This is a genomic window from Pseudomonas sp. 30_B, assembly GCF_017491605.1.
Taxonomy (GTDB): Bacteria; Pseudomonadota; Gammaproteobacteria; order Pseudomonadales; family Pseudomonadaceae; genus Pseudomonas.
Window position 1 is genome coordinate 1 of the sequence record NZ_JAFGYY010000004.1, and the last position, 21,632, is coordinate 21,632.

At 67.9% G+C, this 21,632-nt stretch carries 21 protein-coding genes; 11 read left to right on the forward strand and 10 right to left on the reverse strand.

Features of this window, described 5'->3' with window-relative positions:
- Window positions 1-227 precede the first annotated feature (227 nt).
- The gene (locus J5M67_RS05150) at window positions 228-602 is read right to left on the reverse strand and encodes a hypothetical protein (RefSeq protein WP_207884177.1); all 375 of its coding nucleotides are present in this window, start codon (window positions 600-602) and stop codon (window positions 228-230) included.
- A 109-nt stretch (window positions 603-711) separates the two neighbouring features.
- Here J5M67_RS05150 and J5M67_RS05155 point away from each other — a divergent pair, with 109 nt between their 5' ends.
- The gene (locus J5M67_RS05155) at window positions 712-5,022 is read left to right on the forward strand and encodes a DEAD/DEAH box helicase (protein ID WP_207884181.1); all 4,311 of its coding nucleotides are present in this window, start codon (window positions 712-714) and stop codon (window positions 5,020-5,022) included.
- A gap of 56 nt (window positions 5,023-5,078) precedes the next feature.
- Window positions 5,079-6,599: a glycosyltransferase family 39 protein gene (locus tag J5M67_RS05160; RefSeq protein WP_207884182.1), complete on the forward strand. Its 1,521-nt coding sequence runs from the start codon at window positions 5,079-5,081 to the stop codon at window positions 6,597-6,599.
- A 24-nt stretch (window positions 6,600-6,623) separates the two neighbouring features.
- Here the strand turns inward: J5M67_RS05160 and J5M67_RS05165 are convergent, their stop codons facing one another.
- Window positions 6,624-6,941, reverse strand: a complete 318-nt coding sequence (locus J5M67_RS05165; RefSeq protein WP_207884184.1) for an Mpo1-like protein — start codon at window positions 6,939-6,941, stop codon at window positions 6,624-6,626.
- 136 nt (window positions 6,942-7,077) lie between these two features.
- Between J5M67_RS05165 and J5M67_RS05170 the strand changes: the two genes are divergently transcribed.
- Window positions 7,078-8,076: an AraC family transcriptional regulator gene (locus J5M67_RS05170; RefSeq protein ID WP_207884186.1), complete on the forward strand. Its 999-nt coding sequence runs from the start codon at window positions 7,078-7,080 to the stop codon at window positions 8,074-8,076.
- Window positions 8,077-8,247: 171 nt separating this feature from the next.
- Here the strand turns inward: J5M67_RS05170 and J5M67_RS05175 are convergent, their stop codons facing one another.
- Complete coding sequence (locus tag J5M67_RS05175; protein ID WP_207884188.1) at window positions 8,248-9,702, reverse strand: TrkH family potassium uptake protein; 1,455 nt, start codon at window positions 9,700-9,702, stop codon at window positions 8,248-8,250.
- Window positions 9,703-9,856: 154 nt separating this feature from the next.
- Here J5M67_RS05175 and J5M67_RS05180 point away from each other — a divergent pair, with 154 nt between their 5' ends.
- On the forward strand, window positions 9,857-10,228 hold the full coding sequence (locus tag J5M67_RS05180) for a YkgJ family cysteine cluster protein (protein ID WP_207884190.1): 372 nt from the start codon (window positions 9,857-9,859) through the stop codon (window positions 10,226-10,228).
- Between the two features lie 221 nt (window positions 10,229-10,449).
- Window positions 10,450-11,010 carry a nitroreductase family protein gene (locus tag J5M67_RS05185; RefSeq protein ID WP_207884193.1) on the forward strand — a complete coding sequence of 187 codons (561 nt, stop codon included), beginning with the start codon at window positions 10,450-10,452 and terminating at the stop codon, window positions 11,008-11,010.
- Here the strand turns inward: J5M67_RS05185 and J5M67_RS05190 are convergent.
- The 7 genes from J5M67_RS05190 to J5M67_RS05220 form a co-directional block, all read right to left on the reverse strand.
- Window positions 10,991-11,464, reverse strand: a complete 474-nt coding sequence (locus tag J5M67_RS05190; RefSeq protein WP_207884195.1) for a hypothetical protein — start codon at window positions 11,462-11,464, stop codon at window positions 10,991-10,993. The genes J5M67_RS05185 and J5M67_RS05190 overlap by 20 nt on opposite strands.
- 27 nt (window positions 11,465-11,491) lie before the next feature.
- The gene (locus J5M67_RS05195; RefSeq protein ID WP_207884197.1) at window positions 11,492-12,826 is read right to left on the reverse strand and encodes a cell wall metabolism sensor histidine kinase WalK; all 1,335 of its coding nucleotides are present in this window, start codon (window positions 12,824-12,826) and stop codon (window positions 11,492-11,494) included.
- A 236-nt stretch (window positions 12,827-13,062) separates the two neighbouring features.
- Entirely contained in the window at window positions 13,063-13,500 is a 438-nt protein-coding gene (locus J5M67_RS05200) for a Spy/CpxP family protein refolding chaperone (protein ID WP_207884205.1), read from the reverse strand.
- A 170-nt stretch (window positions 13,501-13,670) separates the two neighbouring features.
- A complete protein-coding gene (locus J5M67_RS05205) occupies window positions 13,671-14,348 on the reverse strand; it encodes a response regulator transcription factor (protein ID WP_207884207.1) in 678 nt (225 codons plus the stop codon).
- A 13-nt stretch (window positions 14,349-14,361) separates the two neighbouring features.
- Entirely contained in the window at window positions 14,362-14,790 is a 429-nt protein-coding gene (locus tag J5M67_RS05210) for a translation initiation factor 2 (IF-2, GTPase) (protein WP_207884209.1), read from the reverse strand.
- Window positions 14,791-14,896: 106 nt separating this feature from the next.
- On the reverse strand, window positions 14,897-15,196 hold the full coding sequence (locus J5M67_RS05215; RefSeq protein WP_015478115.1) for a YciI family protein: 300 nt from the start codon (window positions 15,194-15,196) through the stop codon (window positions 14,897-14,899).
- A gap of 1 nt (window position 15,197) precedes the next feature.
- Complete coding sequence (locus J5M67_RS05220) at window positions 15,198-15,791, reverse strand: septation protein A (protein ID WP_207884211.1); 594 nt, start codon at window positions 15,789-15,791, stop codon at window positions 15,198-15,200.
- 170 nt (window positions 15,792-15,961) lie between these two features.
- Here J5M67_RS05220 and J5M67_RS05225 point away from each other — a divergent pair, with 170 nt between their 5' ends.
- From J5M67_RS05225 to scpB, 6 genes are all read left to right on the forward strand, one after another.
- On the forward strand, window positions 15,962-16,837 hold the full coding sequence (locus tag J5M67_RS05225) for a PHP domain-containing protein (RefSeq protein WP_207884213.1): 876 nt from the start codon (window positions 15,962-15,964) through the stop codon (window positions 16,835-16,837).
- Window positions 16,834-17,463 carry an L-threonylcarbamoyladenylate synthase gene (locus J5M67_RS05230; RefSeq protein ID WP_207884222.1) on the forward strand — a complete coding sequence of 210 codons (630 nt, stop codon included), beginning with the start codon at window positions 16,834-16,836 and terminating at the stop codon, window positions 17,461-17,463. Before J5M67_RS05225 ends, J5M67_RS05230 begins: the two co-directional genes overlap by 4 nt.
- Window positions 17,464-17,580: 117 nt before the next feature.
- Complete coding sequence (locus tag J5M67_RS05235; protein ID WP_207884224.1) at window positions 17,581-18,795, forward strand: tryptophan--tRNA ligase; 1,215 nt, start codon at window positions 17,581-17,583, stop codon at window positions 18,793-18,795.
- A gap of 274 nt (window positions 18,796-19,069) precedes the next feature.
- Window positions 19,070-19,882, forward strand: a complete 813-nt coding sequence (locus J5M67_RS05240) for a ScpA family protein (protein ID WP_243434524.1) — start codon at window positions 19,070-19,072, stop codon at window positions 19,880-19,882.
- Window positions 19,860-20,372 carry a GNAT family N-acetyltransferase gene (locus J5M67_RS05245; protein WP_207884228.1) on the forward strand — a complete coding sequence of 171 codons (513 nt, stop codon included), beginning with the start codon at window positions 19,860-19,862 and terminating at the stop codon, window positions 20,370-20,372. Before J5M67_RS05240 ends, J5M67_RS05245 begins: the two co-directional genes overlap by 23 nt.
- Window positions 20,373-20,388: 16 nt before the next feature.
- Window positions 20,389-21,417, forward strand: a complete 1,029-nt coding sequence (scpB, locus tag J5M67_RS05250) for an SMC-Scp complex subunit ScpB (RefSeq protein ID WP_207884232.1) — start codon at window positions 20,389-20,391, stop codon at window positions 21,415-21,417.
- Window positions 21,418-21,632 lie beyond the last annotated feature (215 nt).

Consider the following 21,632-nt stretch of genomic DNA (forward strand, 5'->3'; position numbering starts at 1 on the left):
CCCGGCGAAGCCGGGGCCGGATGTCGGGACGAGCCCTTTTGGTTACTTTTCTGGCGTTTGAGAAAAGTGACTCGCCCGAGGGGGCGAAACAAGATCTTTCAGCACACACTGAAGCGGCGCAAAAACACCGATCAAGACGGCGGATAACGCTTTAGGCGTTATTCTCCCCACCAAAGAGCTAGAACATCGCGGACGGAGTCCGCTCCTACAGAGCAGGCCGGCGCGACTCACCAGGTCTTCGGCCGATACCCCTTCACACACGCCCGCACTTCATCGTCGATCACATTGCCAGGCTTGATGCACTGCGCCAGCGTGCGCGGGCTGTCGCTGTAGCGCGAAGGGGCAGGGGCGGCGGTCTCCGTCGTGGGCGCCAGGCCCAGTCGGCTTTGCAGCAGTGCCCAGCGCTCCTGCAGCCAGTGCTGGCTGGCGGGGTCGCGCCAGAGCGCCGTACCCACGGCGATGAGCAGCAGCGGGATGAGCAGCCACAGCAGCGGCCTGACCCACTGGCGCCAGTTGCGCCGTTGGCGTTCCTCCTGCTCGGCTTGCTTCTGGTTCTGTTGCTTGACCTGCTGCCAGTACCAGTCGCGGTCTTTTTCGCTCATGTCGGTGTGTCCGGATGCCGTTCTGCGCAGCGTAGCGGGAAGCGCGACGGCCGGCGAGCCACGATCGGCGGTCCTTGTGACGGGCATCGCGCGCCACCATAGTGAGGCCATGACTTCCACCTCGCTCTCTCCCCGCAACCGGGACGTGCTGGCCGCCTTCCACCCGGCGGTGGCCGCCTGGTTCCGCGCCCACTTTCCCGCGCCGACCCAGGCGCAGGCCCTGGCGTGGCCGGCGATCCAGGCCGGCGAATCGACCCTGGTGGCCGCGCCCACCGGCTCGGGCAAGACGCTCACCGCCTTCCTCGCGGCCATCGATGCGCTGGTGCGCGAGGGGCTGGGCAACGGCGGCGAGCTGCCGGACCGCACCACGGTGGTCTACGTCTCGCCGCTCAAGGCGCTGTCCAACGACATCCGCATCAACCTTGAGGAACCGCTGGCCGGCATCCGCGCCGTGCTGGGCGAGATGGGGTTGCCGGAGGTGGACATCCGCACCGCCGTGCGCACCGGCGACACCACCTCCAGCGAGCGCGAAGCGATGCGCCGGCAGGTGCCGCACATCCTGGTGACCACCCCGGAATCGCTCTACGTGCTGCTCGGCTCCGATTCCGGCCGCGCCATGCTGGCCGGGGCGCGTAGCGTGATCGTCGACGAAATCCATGCGCTGGCGGCGAGCAAGCGCGGCAGCCATCTGGCGCTGTCGCTGGAGCGTCTGCAGGCGCTGTGCGAGGCGCCGCTGGTGCGCATTGGCCTGTCCGCCACGCAGAAGCCCCTCTCGGCGGTGGCGGCGTTCCTGGTGGGGCAACGGGCGGCTTGCCGGATCATCGACATCGGTTACAGCCGCCAGCGCGACCTGAACCTGGAAGTACCGCCGGCGCTGCTGGAAGCGGTGATGTCCCACGACGTCTGGGACAAGGTCTACGACCGCCTCGCCGAGCTGGCCAAGGAACACCGCACCACCCTGGTATTCGTCAACACCCGGCGCCAGGCCGAGCGGGTCACCCGGCACCTGGCCGAGCGCATCGGCGCCGGCTGGGTGGCGGCGCACCACGGCAGCCTGTCGAAGGAGCTGCGCCTGGGCGCCGAGCGGCGGCTCAAGGCCGGCCAGCTGCGGGTGCTGGTGGCGACTGCTTCGCTGGAGCTGGGCATCGATATCGGTGACGTCGAACTGGTCTGCCAACTCGGTTCGCCGCGTTCCATCGCCGCCTTCCTGCAACGCGTCGGGCGCTCCGGGCACAGCGTCGGCGGCACGCCCAAGGGGCGGCTGTTCCCGGCCTCGCGGGACGACCTGATCGAGTGCGTGGCGCTGCTCGACAGCGTGCGCCGCGACGAGCTGGACGCGCTGACGATCCCGCGCGCGCCGCTGGACGTGCTGGCGCAGCAGATCGTCGCCGAAGTGGCCTGCCGGGAGTGGGGCGAGGCGGAACTGTTCGAGCTGTTCACCGCCGCCCAACCCTATGCCGATCTCCCCCGTGAACACTTCGACGCGCTGCTGCGCACCCTGGCCGAGGGCTACACCAGCCGCATCGGCCAGCGCGGCGCCTACCTGCACCGCGACGTTGTGCACCAGCGCCTGCGTGGGCGGCGCGGAGCCAAGCTGACGGCGGTCACCTCCGGCGGCACCATTCCCGACACCGGTGATTACGCCGTGCTGCTGGAGCCCCAGGGGCTGACGGTGGGCACGGTGAACGAGGATTTCGCGGTGGAAAGCCTGGCCGGCGACGTGTTCCAGCTGGGCAATATTTCCTACCGCATCCTGCGCATCGAGCCGGGCCGGGTGCGCGTCGAGGATGCCCAAGGCCAGCCACCGAACATTCCCTTCTGGCTCGGCGAAGCGCCCGGCCGCAGCGATGAATTGTCGTTCAGCGTCGCGCGCCTGCGCGCCCGGCTGGATGAGCTGCTGGCGCAGGGCGAGGGTGATGCAGAGCCCCTGGCCCGGGCCATCGGCTGGCTGCAGGACGAACTGGCGCTGGACGAAGGCGCGGCACGCCAACTGGTGGAATACCTGGCCCGGGCCCGTCATGCCCTCGGTGCGCTGCCGACCCAGAAGACGCTGATCCTCGAACGCTTCTTCGATGAATCCGGCGGCATGCAGCTGGTCATCCATTCGCCCTACGGCAGCCGTCTCAATCGCGCCTGGGGCCTGGCGCTGCGCAAGCGCTTCTGCCGTACCTTCAATTTCGAATTGCAGGCCGCCGCCACCGAAAACGCCATCATCCTGTCGCTGTCCACCAGCCACAGCTTCCCGCTGGAGGAAGTCTGGCGCTATCTGCACTCCAACAGCGCCGAACAGGTGCTGATCCAGGCGCTGCTCGATGCGCCGCTGTTCGGCGTGCGCTGGCGCTGGAACGCCACCACCGCGCTGGCCCTGCCGCGCTACAGCGGCGGGCGCAAGGTTGCCCCGCAGTTGCAACGCATGCGCAGCGAGGACCTGCTCGCCTCGGTGTTCCCCGATCAGGTGGCCTGCCTGGAGAACATCGTCGGCGAGCGCGAGATACCTGATCACCCACTGGTGGCGCAGACCCTCGATGACTGTCTGCACGAGGCCATGGACAGCGAAGGCTGGCTGGCCCTGCTGCGGCGCATGGAGCGCGGCGAGGTAACGCTGCTGGCGCGCGACCTGCCGGCACCTTCGCCGCTGGCGGCGGAAGTGCTGACGGCCAGCCCCTACGCCTTCCTCGACGACGCGCCGCTGGAGGAACGTCGGACCCAGGCCGTGCAGAGCCGCCGCTGGACCGATCCGGAAAGCGCCGACGACCTGGGCGCGCTGGATGCGGAAGCCATTGCCGCGGTGCGCGCCGAAGCCTGGCCGGAAGCCCGCGATGCCGACGAGATGCACGAGGCGCTGACCGGCCTGGGCGGCATCCGCGACAGCGAGGCGCAGGCCAACGAAGGTTGGCCCCAGCTGCTCAAGTCGCTGGCCGAGGCGGGCAGGGCGACACGCCTGTCATTGCCGGGTGGAGAGGTTTGGGTGGCGGCGGAGCGACTCAGCCAGTGGCAGGCGTTGCACCCGCAGGCGGCGATGACGCCGGTTCTGGACCTGCCGCCCGCATTGCGCGAAGCCTGTGCGGCGGATGAGGCGCAAGTCGAACTGGTCCGTGCACGGCTCACCGGCTTCGGCCCCCGTCTGCAACGCGAGCTGGCCGAGGACCTGGGCATCTCCGCCGGCGATGTCGGTTTTGCCCTGGCCAGCCTGGAGCGCGAGGGCTATGTGCTGCGCGGACGCTTCGTGCCGGGCGCGAGCGAGGACGAGTGGTGCGAGCGCCACCTGCTGGCGCGCATCCATCGCTACACGGTCAAGCGCCTGCGCCGGGAGATCGAGCCGGTGCCGCGCGCCGATTTCATGCGCTTCCTGTTCGACTGGCAGCGGGTTTCCAGTGGCTCGCGGGTGCGCGGCGCGGAGTCCCTGGCCGGCGTGCTCAGCCAGCTGGAGGGCTTCCAGGCAGCCGCCGGCGCCTGGGAGAGTGACATCCTGCCGGCGCGGGTGGCCGACTATGGGATCAACTGGCTGGACGACCTGTGCCGTGCTGGCCGGCTGGTCTGGGCGCGCCTGCCGAGCCGGGGTTCGGTGCGTGGCCGCGGCGGGCCGCTCAAGAGCACGCCCATCGTCCTGCTGCCGCGCGCGCAGATGGCACTGTGGAGTTCTCTGAGCGCGGCGCAGCCGGATGCCGAGCTGTCCGCCAAGGCCAACAAGGTGCTGGAGGTGCTCAAGGAGCACGGCGCGTCCTTCTTCGACGAACTGGCCAGCGACAGCCACCTGCTGCGCACCGAGCTGGAAACCGTGCTGGGTGAACTGGTGGCGGCCGGGCGGGTGAATGCCGACAGCTTCGCCGGCCTGCGTGCACTGCTGATGCCGGCCGCGCGGCGCCAGCCGCAACGGCGCTCGCGCACGCCATTGTTCGGCATGGCCGATGCCGGGCGCTGGGCGTTGTTGCGTCGGGCCACGCTGGAGCCGGGCGCACGGTTGCCGGCGGAAACCCTGGAACACGTCGCCATGACCCTGCTGCGCCGCTATGGCGTGGTCTGCTGGCGCCTGCTCGACCGCGAGGCCGACTGGCTGCCGCCATGGCGCGACTTGCTGCGGGTCTATCACCGTCTGGAAGCGCGCGGGGAAATCCGTGGTGGACGCTTCGTCGCCGGGCTCACCGGCGAGCAGTTCGCCCTCCCAGAGGCCGTCGGCCTGCTGCGCGAGGTGCGTCGCCGCGAGCCCAGCGGTGAGTGGGTGGTGGTCTCGGCGGTGGACCCGCTGAACCTGTCCGGCACCCTGCTGCCGGGGCGCAAGGTGCCAGCATTGGCGGGCAACCGGGTGCTCTACCGCGAGGGTGTGCCGGTGGGCGCCCTGATCGCCGGCGAGGTGGAGTGGCTGGTGGAGCTGGCGGCGGAAGACCAGGCGCGGGCGCGGGAGTTGCTGATCCGTCGGTAACCGGGCCGAGGCTGGCTTACACTCAGCGACAGGAACCTCTTTTCGATGAGACTGCGATGTCGTCCCGCGAGCCGCCGAATCTGCCCGCTTTGTTGCGCCAATGGTGGTTTGTGCCACTGCTGGTGCTCGCCACTGTCCTGCGCCTTCACGAGCTGACCGCATCGGCGATCTGGGGCGATGAAAGCTCCAGCCTGCTCCTGGCCCTCTATTCGCCGTTGGAACTCTGGCATCACGCCGCCCACGACGTGCACCCGCCGCTGTACTTCTTCCTGCTGCACCTATGGGTGCAGGTGCTGGGCGAGGGCGTGCTGGCGCTGCGCCTGCTGAGCGCGGTGTTCGGCTCGCTGGCGGTGTTCCTCGGCGGCTGGCTGGCCTGGCGGCTCGCCAGCTGCCGCGCGGCCTTCCTCGCCACCTTGCTGCTGGCGCTGCTGCCCACGGCGGTGCGCTACAGCCAGGAAGTGCGCATGTATTCGCTGCTGGGGTGTTGGCTGCTGGCGGCGACCCTGGCCCTGTTCTACTGGCTGGACACGGAGCGGCGGCGTTACCTGGTGGCGTACGCGCTGCTGATGACGGCGGCGTTCTACACCCATTACTTCAGCGTGTTCGGGCTGCTGGTGCACTGGCTCTGGCTGGCGACGCTGCCGGACCGCCCGCTGCGGCGGCGCGACTGGTGGCTGGCCAATCTGGCCGTGGCCGCGCTGTTCCTGCCGTGGCTTCCGGGTATGCTCGACCTGGCCCGGCACATGGCCGACCTGGTGGCGGGCGGCGATGTGGGCTGGGAGCCGCCCGTGGATGCTCTGTCGGTGCCCTCGATGCTCTGGCAGTGGCTGGCGCAATCGGATGGCAACGAGCTGCCCTGGCCCTTGCTGCTGGGCCTGCCGGTGCTACTGGTGGCGGTAATGCTGCTGGTGCTGCGCCGCGACCGCAGCCGCCTGCGCGTCGGGATGCTGGCGGCGCTCTACTGCGGATTGCCGCTGCTGATGCTGTACGGCATGTCGTTCGTCTCGTCGGTGTTCGTCGAGCGCTACCTGACCGCCTTCGCCCTCGGCCTGCCGCTGCTCCTGGCCCTGGGGCTGGACCGCCTGCTGGCGTCGCGCCGGGTGTTGGGCGCGGTATTGCTGGTGACCCTGCTGGGCCTGGAATGCATGGGCCTGGGGCGTCTCTACGAGGCCGACCCGGACGAGCAGTTCGACGGCATGGTCGCCTACGTCAACACGCACTATCGAGGCGGCGACCGCATCGTGGTGGACGACATCCTCTGGTACCTGGCCTTCCGTTACTACAACCACACCGGCAGCCAGCCCTTGCTGTATACCGCGCCGGCGGAGGATGGCTCGTCCGGGCGGCCGACCCTCTACGGCTTCGGCTCGCTGATCGACGACCGGCGGCATTCCTTCGTCGATCGCCTGGCCGACCTGCCGCAGGACGAGGGCCGGGTCTGGCTGGTCATGAGCCGCTACAACGACGAAGAGATTCCCGACGTTCCGGCCAACTGGCGGCGAGTGGCGCAGCATGCCGGCGGCGAAGTGCAGGCGATGCTGTTCGAGCGCACGGGCCAGCGCAACGCCGCGCGCTGAAGGCTCAATGCCCGCGCCGGAGGCTCAGAAGCGAATACGCCCGGTGAAGGCGTCCTTGAGCATCACCCAGTCGCCCATGAAGGACCACAGCGGGTACTTGAAGGTGGCCGGGCGGTTCTTCTCGAACACGAAATGCCCGACCCAGGCGAAGCCGTAGCCGGCCAGCGGCAAGGCCAGCAGCCACAACCATTGCCCGCTGACGATGGCGTAGCCGAGCAGCGACAGCACCAGCAGGCTGCCCACGTAGTGCAGGCGGCGACACGTTGGGTTGCTGTGTTCCTGCAGGTAGTAGGGGTAGAACTCGGCAAAGCTCTGGAATCGATCGGCGGTCCGGGTGCTCATGGCGCACCTCCTGTTGTTGTGGTGGCCCAGTGTAGGTGCGGGCCGGCGGACTTGCGGATGACATGGGGAGCCAGTTTAGTATCCCGCTACGCCGCGCCGCTGGCGCGAGTCATCAGCATAACTAGAAGAATCGAGCATGCCTGAGCGTACAACCCTGTCGAGCTGGGTGCGGGGGATCGTCCGGTCGCTGGAACTGGAAGGTCTGGACAGCAGGGCGTTGTTCGCCGAACTGGGGCTGGACTACACCGCTCTCGACGACCCCGACGCGCGCTATCCTCAGGATGCCATGAGCCGCCTGTGGAACCGCGCGGTGGAGCTGTCCGGCAACCCGGCCATCGGCCTCAACATCGCCCGCGTGCACACCCCGGCGTTCCCGGTGGTGGGCTATGCGCTGATGTCCAGCCGCAACCTCGGCGAGGGTTTCGAGCGCCTGGAGCGCTACCAGCGGATCATCGCCGAGGGCGCCGACCTGACCTTCCGCCGCCTGCCCGAAGGCTGCCTGTACCGCATCGTGGTGCACGGCGATCGCCTGCCGGTGCCCAGGCAGAGCGCCGAATGCTCGCTGGCCAGCCTGATCAGCATGTTGCGCTGGATCACCGGGCGTCCGATCAAACCCCTGGAAGTCCACCTGGCGGGCGAGCCGCCGCAGGATGCCGGGCCCTACCGCGAGCTGTTCCAGGCGCCGTTGATGTTCGGCCATACGCACTGCGCCATGCTGTTCTCCCACGAAGACATGGCTGCGCCGTTGCCGACCGCGAACGAGGAATTGGCGCGCCTGCATGACCGCTTCGCCGGGGAGTACCTGGCGCGCTTCGTCAGCAGCCGCTTCAGCCACCAGACCCGCCAGGTGCTGTGCCGCCTGCTGCCCCAGGGCGAGCCCCGGCGCGAGAGCGTGGCGCAGGCGCTGCACCTGTCCGAGCGCACCTTGCAGCGGCGCTTGCAGGAGGAGGGCACCAGCTACCAGCAACTGCTCGACGACACCCGCCGCGAGCTGGCCCAGCAGTACCTGGCCACGCCGCGCATGACCTTGCTGGAGATCGCCTACCTGCTGGGTTTTTCCGAGCCGAGCAATTTCTTCCGGGCGTTCCGCCGTTGGTTCGGGAAGACGCCGGGGGAGTATCGGGAAGGGTTGTAAGCGGGCACAACGCTCCGGCGGCTCTTCGTAGGAGCGAGCTTGCTCGCGAACAGCTTGATGCCGGTGTCGCCGGGAAACGCGTTCGCGAGCAAGCTCGCTCCTACAGGCATTATCGGCCGTCGCGTGGCTTTTCCAGGAGCGGGCCATGCCCGCGAGGGAATTCCGCCGGACTCAATGCCGCCAGAACGCCGGCGTGAACAGCACCAGCACGGTGATGATCTCCAGGCGACCGAACAGCATCCCGGCGCTGAGCAGCCATTTGGCGGCATCCGGCAGCGGTGCGAAGTTGCCCGACGGGCCGATGATCGGCCCCATGCCTGGCCCCACGCCGGCCACGGTGCTGGCGGCGCCGGTCAGCGCCGTCATCCAGTCCAGGCCGAGGAACGACAGCCCCAGCGCCAGCATGCCGACGGTGCCGCCGAAGAAGAACGAAAAGGTCAGGATCGAGCGGACGATTTCCTCGTCCAGGCGGTGGCCGTTGTAGCTCTGCTTGATCACCGCGCGTGGGTGGATCAGCTGGTAGAGGCTAGCGCGCAGCAGGGTGAAGGCCACCTGGAAACGGAAGATCTTGATGCCGCCGGCGGTGGAGCCGGAGCAGCCGCCGATGAAGCCCAGGTAGAAGAACAGCATGATCGAGAAGTGCCCCCATAGGCTGTAGTCGCCCAGGGCGAAGCCGGTGGTGGTGACCACCGAGGTGACGTTCACCGCGACGATGCGGAAGGCGTCGAACCAGGCGAGGTCGGAGTTCACCGAGTACCAGGTGCCCATCACCAGCCAGGTGAACAGCAGCAGGCCGAGGAAACCGTGGACCTGGTGGTCCTTGAGCAGTGCCTTGCGGTGACCGCGCAGGGTGGCCACGTAGAGCGCGAAGGGCATGCTGCCCAGGATCATGATCACCACCGCCACCCAGTGCACCGCTGGCTGGTGCCACTTGGCCAGCGACTGGTCGGAGGTGGAGAAACCGCCGGTGGAGATCGCCGACATGGCGTGGTTCACCGCGTCGAACAGGCCCATGCCGGCCCACCACAGCGCCAGTGCGCCGGCGATGGTGATGCCGACGTACACCCCGACGATGTACTTGGCCACCATGTGCGAGCGCGGCATGACCTTGTCGGAGCGGTCCGAGGATTCGGTCTGGAACAGGCGCATGCCGCCGATGCGCAGCATCGGCAGGATCGCCACCGCCATGCCGATGAAGCCGATGCCGCCCAGCCAGTGCAGCAGCGAGCGCCAGATCAGGATGCCCGGCGACATGCTGTCCAGCCCGCTGAGCACGGTGGAGCCGGTGGCGGTGATGCCGGACATGCTCTCGAAGATCGCGTCGGTGAAGCTGATGTGCCGGGCGAACATGAAGGGCAGGGCGGAGAAGAAGCAGACGATCACCCAGCTCGACACCGTGAGCATGTACATGTCCCGCGGGCGCAGGTGCACCTGCTCCGGGCGGCCGGGGAGGACCATGCCCAGCCCGCAGGTGAAGGTGATGATCGCGGACCAGATGTAGGGATGCAGTTCGCTGCCGCGCCCGTAATAGAGCAGGGTGGCCATTGGGATCAGCATGGCGACCGCCAGGGTGATCACGAAGATGCCGATGATGAATCCAAGGGTGCGTAGTGTCGGCAGGGCCATGCGGCGGAGCTCGGGTGTCGGTGAACCGGCCATTCTACCTGCCGTCGGGCAAGTGTAAACCGAGTGAATCTGCCCTCTTCACAAGCGCAACGGGATGGATAGAATCTTGCGCAGCCCGCCGGCGCTCGCCGGTTTCTCTGGTGCATTCGCATCCATGTCCAATAACAATCCGTGTCTGAATTGCGGCGCCTGCTGCGCGCATTTCCGTGTGTCCTTCTATTTCGGCGAGTGCCAATCCGCCGGTGGCGTCGTCCCGGATGATCAGGTCGTCCAGGTCAGCCCATACAGGGTCGCCATGCGCGGCACCGAGGTGCGCCCGGTGCGCTGCGTCGGCCTGCTTGGCGACGTCGGTTGCGGCGTGCGCTGCACGATGTACGAGCAGCGCTCCTCGACCTGCCGGGAATTCGAAGCCTCCTGGACCGATGGCGTCCACAACCCCAACTGCGACGCCGCCCGCGCCGCCTATGGCCTGCCACCGCTGACGCCGCCGGTGATGCCTACGCTGTCGCCGGACCGGGTAGCCTGAGAGCCTATTCAATGTCTGTCTGCGCTTACTCATGCTGCGTTAAAAGCAGACTCAAAATGCTCATTTACAACTTGTAAACTGCGCTTTTTCGCCTGCTTTTGCCTTGCCTGAGTTGCGCTCGACGAGTCCTTGAACAGGCTCTGACGGCGCAGCGAGCGCTGGGCAGATGCGAACCCTTTGCGTCTACAATGGCGCCTTTCGAGTTTGTCTGGAGGTGGCCCATGGAGGCTCTCGTCGCGTTGCACAACCGTGTATCCCACGCTCGCCTGGGTGAGCCGGCGCCGTCCGCCGAACAGCTGGACGGCCTGTTCCGCGCCGCCCTGCGCGCGCCGGATCACGGCCAGCTGCGCCCCTGGCGCTTCCTGACCGTGGAAGGGGATGCGCGCGTACGCCTGGGCGAATTGTTCGCCCGTGCCTTGCAGGCCGGGCAACCCGACGCGGCGCCCGAGGCGCTGGACAAGGCCCGCGCCATGCCGATGCGTGCACCGACCCTGGTGGTCGCCGTAGCGCGCCTGCAGGAGCACCCCAAGGTGCCGGAAATCGAGCAGTGGCTGGCCGCTGGCTGTGCCGCCTACGGCATCGTCGAGGCCGCCTATGCGCAGGGGCTGGGCGCGATGTGGCGCACCGGCGCCATGGCCTTCGATCCGTTCGTGCGTGAAGGATTGGGGCTGGCAGCCAACGAGCGCATCGTCGGCTTCATCTACCTGGGCACGCCGATCGGTGAGCTGCGCCGCCCGACGCCGCTCGATCCGGCCGCCTTCGTTACTGCCTGGCAGGGCTGAGCGGCAGCCCCAGGCGAATCTTCCAGCCCTTGCCGTGGGCGCGCCAGAGCAGGCGTCCGCCCTGCCACGCGGCAAGGCGCTGAGCCGGGCGCAGGGCGTCCGGCAGCCAGGCCCGCGCCTGCGGGTCGTGGCCCTGCAGATCCACTCTCACGAGTCCCCGCGTTGAGCTGAGCGTCAGCTCCAGCGCGGCGTTCGGCCGTCGTTGCAGCGCGGCCTGCAACAGCGCATCCAGTGCTCCGCGCAGGGCCTCGGGCCAGCTTTCCAGTGGCCAGGTGCCCGATTGCGGTAGGTTCAGGCGCAGGCCGGGCCAGCGCTCGCGCCACTGCGTGGCCAGGCGCGCCAGTTCCACCGCCAGTACCAGGCTCTGCGGGTCGTCCGGCGGCGCGCCGAAGGGGCGCGCAACGGGTGGCAGCGGGGCGCGTGGGTACAGGGCGGCCTGTGCGGGAAGGCTCATGCGGGTTCTCCGGAAAAGGGGTGTCGCTCAGGCGGCCGGCCGGTGCAACGGCAGGTCGATGCTGGCCTGGAAGCCGCCGTCGGGATGGTTGCCCAGGCGCAGCCGACCGCCGTGGCGTTCGATGGCGCGGCGGGCGATGGCCAGGCCCAGGCCATGACCGGGGCTGCTCTGGTTGGGCGCACGGAAGAAGGGTTCGCCCAGCTGCGCCAGATGCTCCGCGTCGGCGCCGGGGCCGTGGTCGCGCACGTGGATGTGCAGGCGTTCGCCCTCGGCCTCGGCGTGCACTTCCAGTGGCCGCCCGGCGGGATTGAAGCGCAGGGCGTTGCGCAGCAGGTTGTCGAGGGCGCGTTCGAGCATGTCTGGCCAGCCGTCGAGCGCGAGCTCCGGTGCGATGTCCAGTTGGATCTGCTGCTCCGGGTAGAGCAGCTGGGCGTCGTCGCGCAGGCGTTCGAGCAGCGGCAGCAGGGCGATCCGGCTGGCCGGGCCGGGTTCCGCGTCGAGTCGGGCGAGGGCGAGGATTTCGCCGATCAGGGCTTCCAGGCGATCGCACTCCTGCTCCAGGCGCGGCCACATGGCGGCGCGTTGCTCCGGGTCGGCGCGCTCGGCCAGGGCCAGCGCGATGCGCAGACGTGCCAGCGGCGAGCGCAACTCGTGGGAGACATCGCGCAGCAACTGGCGCTGGCTGCTGATCAGGCGTTGCAGGCGGGCGCCCATGCGGTTGAAGTCGCGCGCCAGTACGCCCAGTTCGTCGCCACGGCGCGACAGGCGGGCGAGGCTGTCCTGTTGGTAGGTGGTCTGGCCGAGGTCATGCACGGCGCGGCGCAGGCGGTTCAGCGGGCGGGTGATGGAGAGCGTCAGCAGCAGGCTGAACACGGTCAGCACCACCAGGGCGATGCCCAGCGCACTGAGGGGCCACAGGAGGCTGCCACGGTGCCAGGCCTGCAGCGCCGGGTGTGGGATTCGGTAGATGAACAGGTAGGTCTGTTCGGTACGCGGGCTGACGTATTCCTGGCTCAGTTGGCGCCAGGGGAAGCGTGGCAGGCTTTCCCGGTCGAAGGCGCCGCCGGGCCGGGGCGGACGCGGCAGGTAGGTGCCGTTGACCAGGCGCTGGCCGCTCTCGTCGAGGACCTGCACCGAGAGTTCGTACTGCTTGCGACGCGCGTCCAGCATCCCCTGGGCGGCTTCCGGCCCCTGGGTTTCGTAGAGCAGTGTCCATTGTTTGGCGAGGTCATGCAGCCCGGGATAGCGGGCGATGACCCAGGTGTCCTGGTTGAGGGCGCGGCCCAGCAGGATCGACAGTCCGGCCACCAGCAGCAGGGCGAGCCAGAAGGCGGCGAGGATCCGCCAGAAGAGTGAGCGCATGGTTTTCCTGTTCAGCCGCATGGGATATCCATAAGAGCCTGTTCGCGATCTGCTGCGCGTCGGCATAACTGCGTTAAAAACAGGCTCAGACTGCTCATTTACAGCTCGTAAACTCCGCGTCCTCGCCTGTTTTTGCCTTGTTCTGCTCTAGCTCGCGAGATCGCGAGCAGGCTCTTGGCGCGCCACTGACGGCAGGACGCCGGGATGATCCCGGCGCCTGTGCCTTTACTGGGCGATCAGTTGGTCGTGGTGCCTTTCTGGGACTTGGCCCATTCGGCGTGGCGCTGTTCGCGCTGCTGTTTCAGTTCGTCGAACTTCTTCTGCTGGTCGGGCGTCAGCAGGCCGCGGATGCTGGCTTCGGACTTCTCGCGGTTGGCCTTGAGCTCTTCCTGCATGGCCTTGCGATCGGCCTCGGGCAGCTTGTTCCAGTATTTCTCGGTGATCTCGTGGCGATTCTTCATCGAGTCGCCCATCAGCTTGCCGATCTGCTGGCGCTGGTCCTGGGTCAGGTTCAGTTCGCGGAACATGCCGCCGCGTTCGCCGCGCATCATGCCGTGGCCATGGTCTTTCATGTACGGGGCCGGCGGCGGGGCGTCGGTCGGCGCGGGAGTGGCCGCCAGTGCGACGGTCGGCAGTGCGGCGGCGATCAGCAGGGCGGTCAGGGTCTTGCGCATGGTGTTTCTCCTTTCAGGGACCGGTCGTTACCGGATGGGCCCAGTCTAGGGTCGGCAAGGTCAAGGGCAGTCAGCCACAGGTAAAGCTTCGGTAAAGATTACGTGAAGCCCCGCTACGAACTTTACGAAAGCTTGCGCCGGGGCGGCTCAGGGCGCCTGGTCCGGGCGTTTCAGGGCGCGTAGAAATACCCGCGGCCGCGCAGGGCGAGGATGCGCGGGCGGCCGTCGGGGTGGCCGCCGAGCTTCTTGCGCAGGTTGCTGACGTGCATGTCGAGGCTGCGGTCGTATAGGGTCAGCTTGCGGCCCAGCGCCAGTTGCGCGAGGGCCTGCTTGTCCAGCGGCTCGCCCGGCTGGCGCAGCAGGGCTTCGAGGATGCGGCTCTCGGAGAGGGTGAGGCTGATTTCCTGGGCGCCGATGCTCGCCACGCCGCGTGTGAGGTTCAGCGCGAGATCGCCCAGCTCCAGCTGCGCGCTGGGTTGCGCCGGGTGGCTGCGGCGCAGCACGGCGCGCAGGCGGGCGGTGAGTTCGCGCGGGTCGCAGGGCTTGGCCAGGTAGTCGTCGGCGCCCAGTTCCAGGCCGAGGATGCGGTCCAGCGGTTCGCCACGGGCGGAGAGCATCAGCACCGGCAGGTCCGGGTGTTCGCCGCGCAATTGCTTTAGCAGTTCCAGCCCGCTGCCGTCGGGCAGCATCACGTCGAGCACGACCGCATCCGGGGCGCGGCTGGCCAGCGCGGCGCGGGCCTGCGCGCCGTCGTGGGCAGCGCGGATGCTGAAGCCTTCCTGGACCAGCCAGGTGGCGAGCAGCTCGCAGAGCTCGCGGTCGTCGTCGATCAGCAGCAGTTCACTCATGAAATCGGTTCTTTCAGTTGATCCATTCGCGGCGTTGCCGGCGGCGGCTGCCACGGCTCAGCGCGCCGAGCAGGAAGGCCAGTACGGCGGTGGCACCACCGACGGCGTACCAGGTCTGCTGCTCGTTCAGCAGGCGCGGCGGCTGTTGCGACTGGGCTTCGCGCAGTTGCAGCTTCAGGCGCTGGTTTTCCTGGCGCAGGCGGCCGATGACGGCTTCGTCCTGGCGATTGTCCTGATCGGTGGATTGCGCGGCCAGTTGGGCGGCCAGCGCCTGGCGTTGCTGCTCGCTCTCGGCCAGTCGGCGTTCGAGGTCGCTGTGAGCGCTGGTGCTGGCGGCGTCGATGACTTCGACAGCGGCGGCCGGAGGCTGTTCCGGAGCGGGGTCTTCGGCCTGGACGGCCAGGGGCAGGGCGAGACAGGCGAGCAGGGGCAGACGGCGCATCGGGACTCCTTGTTCGATGATGGTCCGCCGTTCACGGCCATCCCGGCGGTGTCCGGCTGCTGTTCCCCGCGAACATCCGTGCCGCGGGGCTGCTACAGGCGCGCGGTTACGGCAGGACTTTCTTGAACGGCTTGACCACGACTTCGGCATAGACGCCGGCGGCGCGGTAGGGGTCTGCATCGGCCCAGGCCTGCGCGGCGGCCAGGGACTCGAACTCGGCGACGATCAGGCTGCCGGTGAAGCCGGCGGCGCCCGGGTCGTTGCTGTCGATGGCCGGGTGTGGGCCGGCCAGTACCAGGCGGCCTTCTTCCTTCAGTTGCTCCAGGCGGGCGATGTGCGCGGGGCGGGTGGCCAGGCGGCGTTCTTGGGAAGCGGTGATGTCACGGGCAATGATCGCGTAGAGCATGTCAGTCCTTGGGTTTTTCGCCGGTAGGTTCATCGTGCATGTGGCGGGCCAGGAACACGCCCTGGCCGATCAGGAACAGCAGGGTCATGCCCAGGCTGCCGAACACCTTGAAGTCCACCCAGATGCTCTGGAAGGTGAAGGCGACGAACAGCTGGACACAGCCGCAGATCAGGAAGAACAGCACCCAGGCGATATTCAGCTTCGCCCAGAGGGAATCGGTGAGGTGCACCGCGTGGCCCATGATCCGCTGGATCAGTGGCTGGCCGCCGATGAAGTGGCTGCCGGCGAAGGCCAGGGCGAACAGCCAGTTCACCACCGGCGCCTTCCATTTGAGGAAGGTTTCGCTGTGGAACGCCAGGGTCATGCCGCCGAACAGCAGGCAGGCGGCGAGGGTGACCCACTGGCCCTTGTCGAGCTTGCGCTGCTTGATCAGCAGGGCGCCGTAGACCACCACGGAGGCCGCGATGAGCATGGCGGTGGCGCTGTAGATGCCGCCAACCGAGAAGCTCTGGCCGGCGAATTCGACGTTGCGCGGGTCGAGCTTGTAGACGAGGAAGAACAGAATGAGGGGGATGAAATCGATGAATTGCTTCATTACGTCAGCCAGAGCCTGGTAGAGCCGGCATAATACCAACCTGCCGGTGAACTGAAAGCCTCATCCGCCCAACGCCGCACCCGCGCATGGTTTCAATCGATTACCGGCAGAGCGGGCGCGCATAAGCGTCTATACAGAAATAAACCGCCCCCAGCCTACGGAACCCCTGCATGCGAGTTGACCTGCACTGCCACAGCACCGCGTCCGACGGACTACTCAGCCCGACGGCCCTGGTCGAGCGCGCCCATGGGCGTGGCGTGCACGTGCTGGCGCTGACCGACCACGACACCCTCGACGGCCTCCCCGAGGCCCGCGAAGCCGCACGTCAGCTGGGCATGGAGCTGGTCGATGGGGTGGAGCTGTCGTGCACTTGGGGCGGGGCGACCATCCATGTGCTGGGCTATGGCTTCGATCCGCTCGCCGAGTCGCTGGTCAAGGCGCTGGACGACCTGCACCGCGCCCGCTGGACCCGCGCCGAAGAAATCGGCCGGCGCCTGGACGCCAAGGGCATGCCCGGTGCCTTCGAGGGCGCGCGGGCGGTGCAGGGCGAGCTGGGCGACAGCGAGAACGCCCCGGCGCGCCCGCACTTCGCCGAATTCCTGCTGCGCCAGGGCTACGTCAAGGACCGCGCCGAAGCCTTCCGCAAGTGGCTGGGCGCCGGCAAGCTGGGCGACGTCAAACAGCACTGGCCTTCGCTGGCCGACGCGGTCGGCACCCTGCGTGATGCCGGCGCCTGGATCAGCCTGGCGCATCCCTACCAGTACGATTTCACGCGGACCAAGCGGCGCAAGCTGGTGGCCGACTTCATCGCCGCCGGTGGCCATGCCATCGAGGTGGTCAATGGCCCGCAGCCGGCGGAGCAGGTCGGCGTGCTCAGCATCCTCGCCCGCGAGTTCGGCCTGATGGTCACCGCCGGCAGCGATTTCCACGGCCCCAGCGACTGGTCCGAACTGGGCCTGTACCGCGCGGTGCCGGACGATCTGCCACCGCTCTGGCCGCGTTTCGCCAGTGCGGACAACGCCCTAGGGAACAAGGAGACTCAATGAGCCAGTTCTTTCAGGTCCACCCGGAGAACCCCCAGTCGCGCCTGATCAAGCAGGCGGTGGAGATCGTCCGCCAGGGTGGCGTGATCGTCTATCCCACCGACTCCTCCTATGCGTTGGGTTGCCGGATCGGTGAAAAGTCGGCGGTGGAGCGCATCCGCCACATCCGCCGGCTGGACGACAAGCACAACTTCACCCTGGTCTGCCGCGACCTCTCGGAGCTGGGGCTCTACGCCAAGGTTGATACCGGCCTGTTCCGCCTGCTCAAGGCGCACACCCCCGGCCCCTACACCTTCATCCTCAACGCCACCCGCGAAGTGCCGCGCATGCTGCTGCACCCCAAGCGCCGCACCATTGGCCTGCGCGTGCCGGCCTGCCCCATTGCCCTGGCGCTGCTGGAGGAACTGGGTGAGCCGCTGATGAGCGTCAGCCTGATCCTGCCGGGGCAGACCGAGCCGCTGAACGACCCGTACGAGATGCGCGACCTGCTGCAGCACCAGGTCGACCTGATCATCGATGGCGGTTACGGCGGCGGCGAGGCCTCCACGGTGATCGCCCTGACCGACGAGGACCCGGTGGTGGTGCGCGTCGGCTGTGGCGATCCGGAACCCTTCATGGTCAATGCCTGAGGGCGTTTCACGAGCTTGCGGGCCCGCTCAACGCATCGGGCCCGACGCGCAGCAGTTCCTGAACGGACCCTGCGCCTATACTGCGCACTTCGTCCGATGACTCCGCGAGGTTGATCTTTGGCCAGCGTCGATTCCCAACGCCGCGTGCTGTCCGGCATGCGCCCCACCGGGCGCCTGCACCTGGGGCATTACCACGGCGTGCTGCAGAACTGGGTGAAGCTGCAGCACGAATATGAGTGTTTCTTCTCCATCGTCGACTGGCATGCCCTGACCACCGAGTACGACGAGACCGAAAGCATCCGCCAGCATGTGCGTGACATGGCCATCGACTGGCTGGCCGTGGGCGTCAGCCCCAGCGCGGCGACGATGTTCATCCAGTCCCAGGTGCCCGAGCACGCCGAACTGCACCTGCTGCTGTCGATGATCTGTCCGCTGTCCTGGCTGGAGCGGGTGCCGACCTACAAGGAACTGCAGGAAAAGCTCAGCCACAAGGACCTCTCCACCTACGGCTTCCTCGGCTATCCGCTGCTGCAGGCGGCAGACATCCTGATCTACCGCGCCGGCTGGGTGCCGGTAGGCTCCGATCAGTTCGCCCACGTCGAGTTCAGCCGTGAGATCGCCCGCCGCTTCAACCACCTGTACGGCGGCGAGGATGACTTCGAGGAGCGGGTGCAGACCGCCATCGGCCGCCTGGGCAAGAAGACCGGCAAGCTCTACTCCAGCCTGCGCCGCACCTGGCAGGAGCAGGGGGATAGCGAAGCACTGGAAACCGCGCGGGCGCTGCTCAAGGAGCAGCAGAGCCTGACCCTGGGCGACCGCGAGCGACTGTTCGGCTACCTGGAAGGCAGCAGCCGGCTGCTGTTGCCCGAACCCCAGACCCTGGTCAGTCATGAACCGAAGATGCCGGGGCTGGATGGCCACAAGATGTCCAAGTCCCACGGCAACACCATCGCCCTGCGCGACAGCCCGGCGGAGGTGGAGGAAAAGATCGCGCGGATGCCCACCGACCCCGCGCGGGTGCACCGTAACGATCCCGGTAATCCGGATCTTTGCCCGGTGTGGCAGTGGCATCTGATCTATTCCGACTCCGGTTGCCAGCAGTGGGTGCAGGAAGGCTGCCGCAGTGCCGGCATTGGCTGCCTGGACTGCAAGCGGCCGCTGATCGAGGCGATCCAGCAGGAACTGGCGCCGATCCAGGAGCGCGCGCTGGACTACGAGGACAACCCCGAACTGGTGCGCAGCATCCTCGCCGAGGGCGCCGAGCACGCCCGCGAAACTGCCCGCGAGACGCTGGTGGAGGTGCGGCATGCCATGGGGTTGTCGTATCGCTGAGCGGCGACCGTAGGGCGTACAACCGTTCGCGGTTGTACGCCGGTACGTCCATCCCCCCATCCCTTCCGCCATTTCCCCCACCCACGGCCGGCAAAAGCAGGGATAATGCCGCCCATATCTCCCCCAAGAGCCTGACGAGTGGCCGATGAGTGACCTGACCGAGCCGGACGATCCTTCCAGCGCCACCGAATACCGCGCACCGGTACAGTTGGCGCTGGTCTACGGCGAGGCCCTGACCGAGCTGCCGCAGGACCTGTACATCCCGCCGGACGCCCTGGAAGTCTTCCTCGAAGCCTTCGAAGGCCCGCTCGACCTGCTGCTCTACCTGATCCGCAAGCAGAACATCAACATCCTCGACATCCCGGTGGCGGAAATCACCCGCCAGTACATGGGTTATGTCGAGCTGATGAAATCGGTGCGCCTGGAACTGGCCGCCGAGTACCTGGTGATGGCCGCCATGCTCGCCGAGATCAAGTCGCGCATGCTGCTGCCGCGCTCGGCCGAGGCCGAGGAAGAAGAGGATGACCCGCGCGCCGAGCTGATCCGCCGCCTGCAGGAGTACGAGCGCTTCAAGAAGGCCGCCGAGGACCTCGACACCCTGCCGCGCCTGGGCCGCGACATCATCCTGCCCAGCGTTGCCGCGCCTGACGCACGGGCGCGCAAGCTGCTGCCCGACGTCGACATGCAGGAGCTGATGCTGTGCATGGCCGAGGTGCTGCGCCGCGCCGACCTGTTCGAGAGCCACCAGGTCACCCGCGAGATGCTCTCCACCCGCGAGCGCATGAGCGAAATCCTCGAACGCCTGAAGGGCGAGGGCTTCGTGCCCTTCATCAGCCTGTTCCGGGTCGAAGAGGGCAAGCTTGGCGTGGTGGTGACCTTCATGGCCGTTCTGGAGCTGGTAAAGGAGCAATTGGTGGAACTGGTGCAGAACGCAGCCTTCGCGCCGATCCATGTGCGCGCCCGGACCGAGACCACGGAAGGTGCGCCCGCCGCCGAAGCCGCACAGGACGAAGGTGAGGGCGCCTTCGAACCCGAGGAGGCGGAGCCTCCGGAGCCAACACTCGATGAACTTGAAGATTCGCTCTGAGCAACCTGGCGACCACGCCGCCATCGACGCGCTGCTGCGCGCGGCCTTCGCCGACCATCCGCACAGCCGGCAGACCGAGCATCTGCTGGTGCGGGCCCTGCGCGAGGAAGGCGCACTCAGCCTGGCGCTGGTGGCCGAAGACGCCGGCGAAGTGGTTGGCTACCTGGCCGCCTCGGCGGTGACCATCGACGGTCAGTCCATCGGCTGGCTGGGCCTGGGGCCGCTGGCGGTGCTGCCGGCCCGGCAGAAGGCCGGCATCGGCGCCGCACTGGCGCAGTCCTGCCTGGAGCAGCTGCGCGCTGAAGGTGTGGCCGGCTGTGTGCTGGTGGGCGATCCGGCTTACTATGCGCGCTTCGGCTTCGTTGCCGACGACACCCTGGTATTCCCCGGCATTCCCGCCCCGTACTGCCAATGCTTGCGCCTGACGGCGCAGGCCCAGGCGGTGCGCGGCGAGGTGGCCTATCACCCGGCCTTCACCCGTTTCGGCTGACCCACTGAGCGACTCGATGAACCTGTCCGACCCCAAAGAACTGGCGACCCTGCTCGAAGGCATCCTCCTGGCGGCCGGCAAGCCGCTGTCGCTGGAGCGCCTCGGTGAGCTGTTCGAGGAGGTCGAACGGCCCGAGCCGCAGCAGTTCCGCGATGCGCTGGCGGTGCTGTCGCTGTCCTGCGCCGGTCGGGCCTTCGAGCTCAAGGAAGTGGCCACCGGCTACCGCCTGCAGGTTCGCGAGAAGCTCGCTCCCTGGGTCGGCCGCCTCTGGGAAGAGCGCCCGCAGCGCTATTCCCGTGCGCTGCTGGAGACCCTGGCGCTGATCGCCTACCGCCAGCCGATCACCCGGGGCGAGATCGAGGAAATCCGTGGCGTCGCGGTGAACACCCAGATCGTCAAGACACTGATGGAGCGCGAGTGGATCCGCATCGTCGGCTACCGCGAAGTCCCCGGTCGCCCGGCCATGCTCGCCACCACCCGGACCTTCCTCGACTACTTCAACCTGAAGAGCCTGGAAGAACTGCCGCCGCTGGCCGAGCTGAAGCTGATGGAGCCCGAGCCGCAGCCGATCCTCGAGGACATGGCGCCGACGGTCAGCCTGCCGGGGCCCGAGGAGTACGACGAGGACTACGTTCCACCGTCGTTGCAGGCGCTGGCCGACCAGGCGCTGCGCGATGCCGGAGAGGAACCGGAGCCCGCGCCGCCGGAGGAAAAGCCGGAGGAGACCAGCTTCCGCAGCCTGCTCGCCGAGCTGGACGAAATGGAGCAGGGCCTGAAGACCGACTTCGACGACCTCATCGACCTGCCCCCGGCGGATGCCGAGGACAATGGCGTCGATGCCGACTTCAGCGGCGTGTTCGGCTTGCCTGAGGTCCCGCCGCAGGACTCGGCGCCGGAAGACACTGACGAGCCCGCGGCACCTGAGCCCGCGCCGGCCGCCACGCCGCCGGTTGCCGAGGCCGAAGAGGAGTGGGACGAGGAGCGTGCCCTGCGCGAGGCGATGCTCGAGGAAATGGAGTTCAACGCGCGCAATCGCGACCATTGAGGTCCTGCTTCCCATCTTTTCACCGGCGGTTTCCAGCCGTTCGGTGATTGACTTCCGCCTTCGGCGCGACGACCTTATGTGCCGCGTTCGAACGGCGCTGGCGGCGACACCCGGGGGAGCCGCCGGAATCCCCGTCCCTTCGACGACCCTCGATAACAATCCACAGTGGCCCGGCGCTTCGCGCAGGCTGCTGAGTACCCATATGAAAACAACTC

Coding starts and splice junctions, on each gene's coding strand:
- J5M67_RS05150 (WP_207884177.1), bottom strand. CDS start 602: ATGAGCGAAAAAGACCGCGACTGGTACTGGCAGCAGGTCAAGCAACAG.
- J5M67_RS05155 (WP_207884181.1), top strand. CDS start 712: ATGACTTCCACCTCGCTCTCTCCCCGCAACCGGGACGTGCTGGCCGCC.
- J5M67_RS05160 (WP_207884182.1), top strand. CDS start 5,079: ATGTCGTCCCGCGAGCCGCCGAATCTGCCCGCTTTGTTGCGCCAATGG.
- J5M67_RS05165 (WP_207884184.1), bottom strand. CDS start 6,941: ATGAGCACCCGGACCGCCGATCGATTCCAGAGCTTTGCCGAGTTCTAC.
- J5M67_RS05170 (WP_207884186.1), top strand. CDS start 7,078: ATGCCTGAGCGTACAACCCTGTCGAGCTGGGTGCGGGGGATCGTCCGG.
- J5M67_RS05175 (WP_207884188.1), bottom strand. CDS start 9,702: ATGGCCCTGCCGACACTACGCACCCTTGGATTCATCATCGGCATCTTC.
- J5M67_RS05180 (WP_207884190.1), top strand. CDS start 9,857: ATGTCCAATAACAATCCGTGTCTGAATTGCGGCGCCTGCTGCGCGCAT.
- J5M67_RS05185 (WP_207884193.1), top strand. CDS start 10,450: ATGGAGGCTCTCGTCGCGTTGCACAACCGTGTATCCCACGCTCGCCTG.
- J5M67_RS05190 (WP_207884195.1), bottom strand. CDS start 11,464: ATGAGCCTTCCCGCACAGGCCGCCCTGTACCCACGCGCCCCGCTGCCA.
- J5M67_RS05195 (WP_207884197.1), bottom strand. CDS start 12,826: ATGCGCTCACTCTTCTGGCGGATCCTCGCCGCCTTCTGGCTCGCCCTG.
- J5M67_RS05200 (WP_207884205.1), bottom strand. CDS start 13,500: ATGCGCAAGACCCTGACCGCCCTGCTGATCGCCGCCGCACTGCCGACC.
- J5M67_RS05205 (WP_207884207.1), bottom strand. CDS start 14,348: ATGAGTGAACTGCTGCTGATCGACGACGACCGCGAGCTCTGCGAGCTG.
- J5M67_RS05210 (WP_207884209.1), bottom strand. CDS start 14,790: ATGCGCCGTCTGCCCCTGCTCGCCTGTCTCGCCCTGCCCCTGGCCGTC.
- J5M67_RS05215 (WP_015478115.1), bottom strand. CDS start 15,196: ATGCTCTACGCGATCATTGCCCGTGACATCACCGCTTCCCAAGAACGC.
- J5M67_RS05220 (WP_207884211.1), bottom strand. CDS start 15,791: ATGAAGCAATTCATCGATTTCATCCCCCTCATTCTGTTCTTCCTCGTC.
- J5M67_RS05225 (WP_207884213.1), top strand. CDS start 15,962: ATGCGAGTTGACCTGCACTGCCACAGCACCGCGTCCGACGGACTACTC.
- J5M67_RS05230 (WP_207884222.1), top strand. CDS start 16,834: ATGAGCCAGTTCTTTCAGGTCCACCCGGAGAACCCCCAGTCGCGCCTG.
- J5M67_RS05245 (WP_207884228.1), top strand. CDS start 19,860: ATGAACTTGAAGATTCGCTCTGAGCAACCTGGCGACCACGCCGCCATC.
- scpB (WP_207884232.1), top strand. CDS start 20,389: ATGAACCTGTCCGACCCCAAAGAACTGGCGACCCTGCTCGAAGGCATC.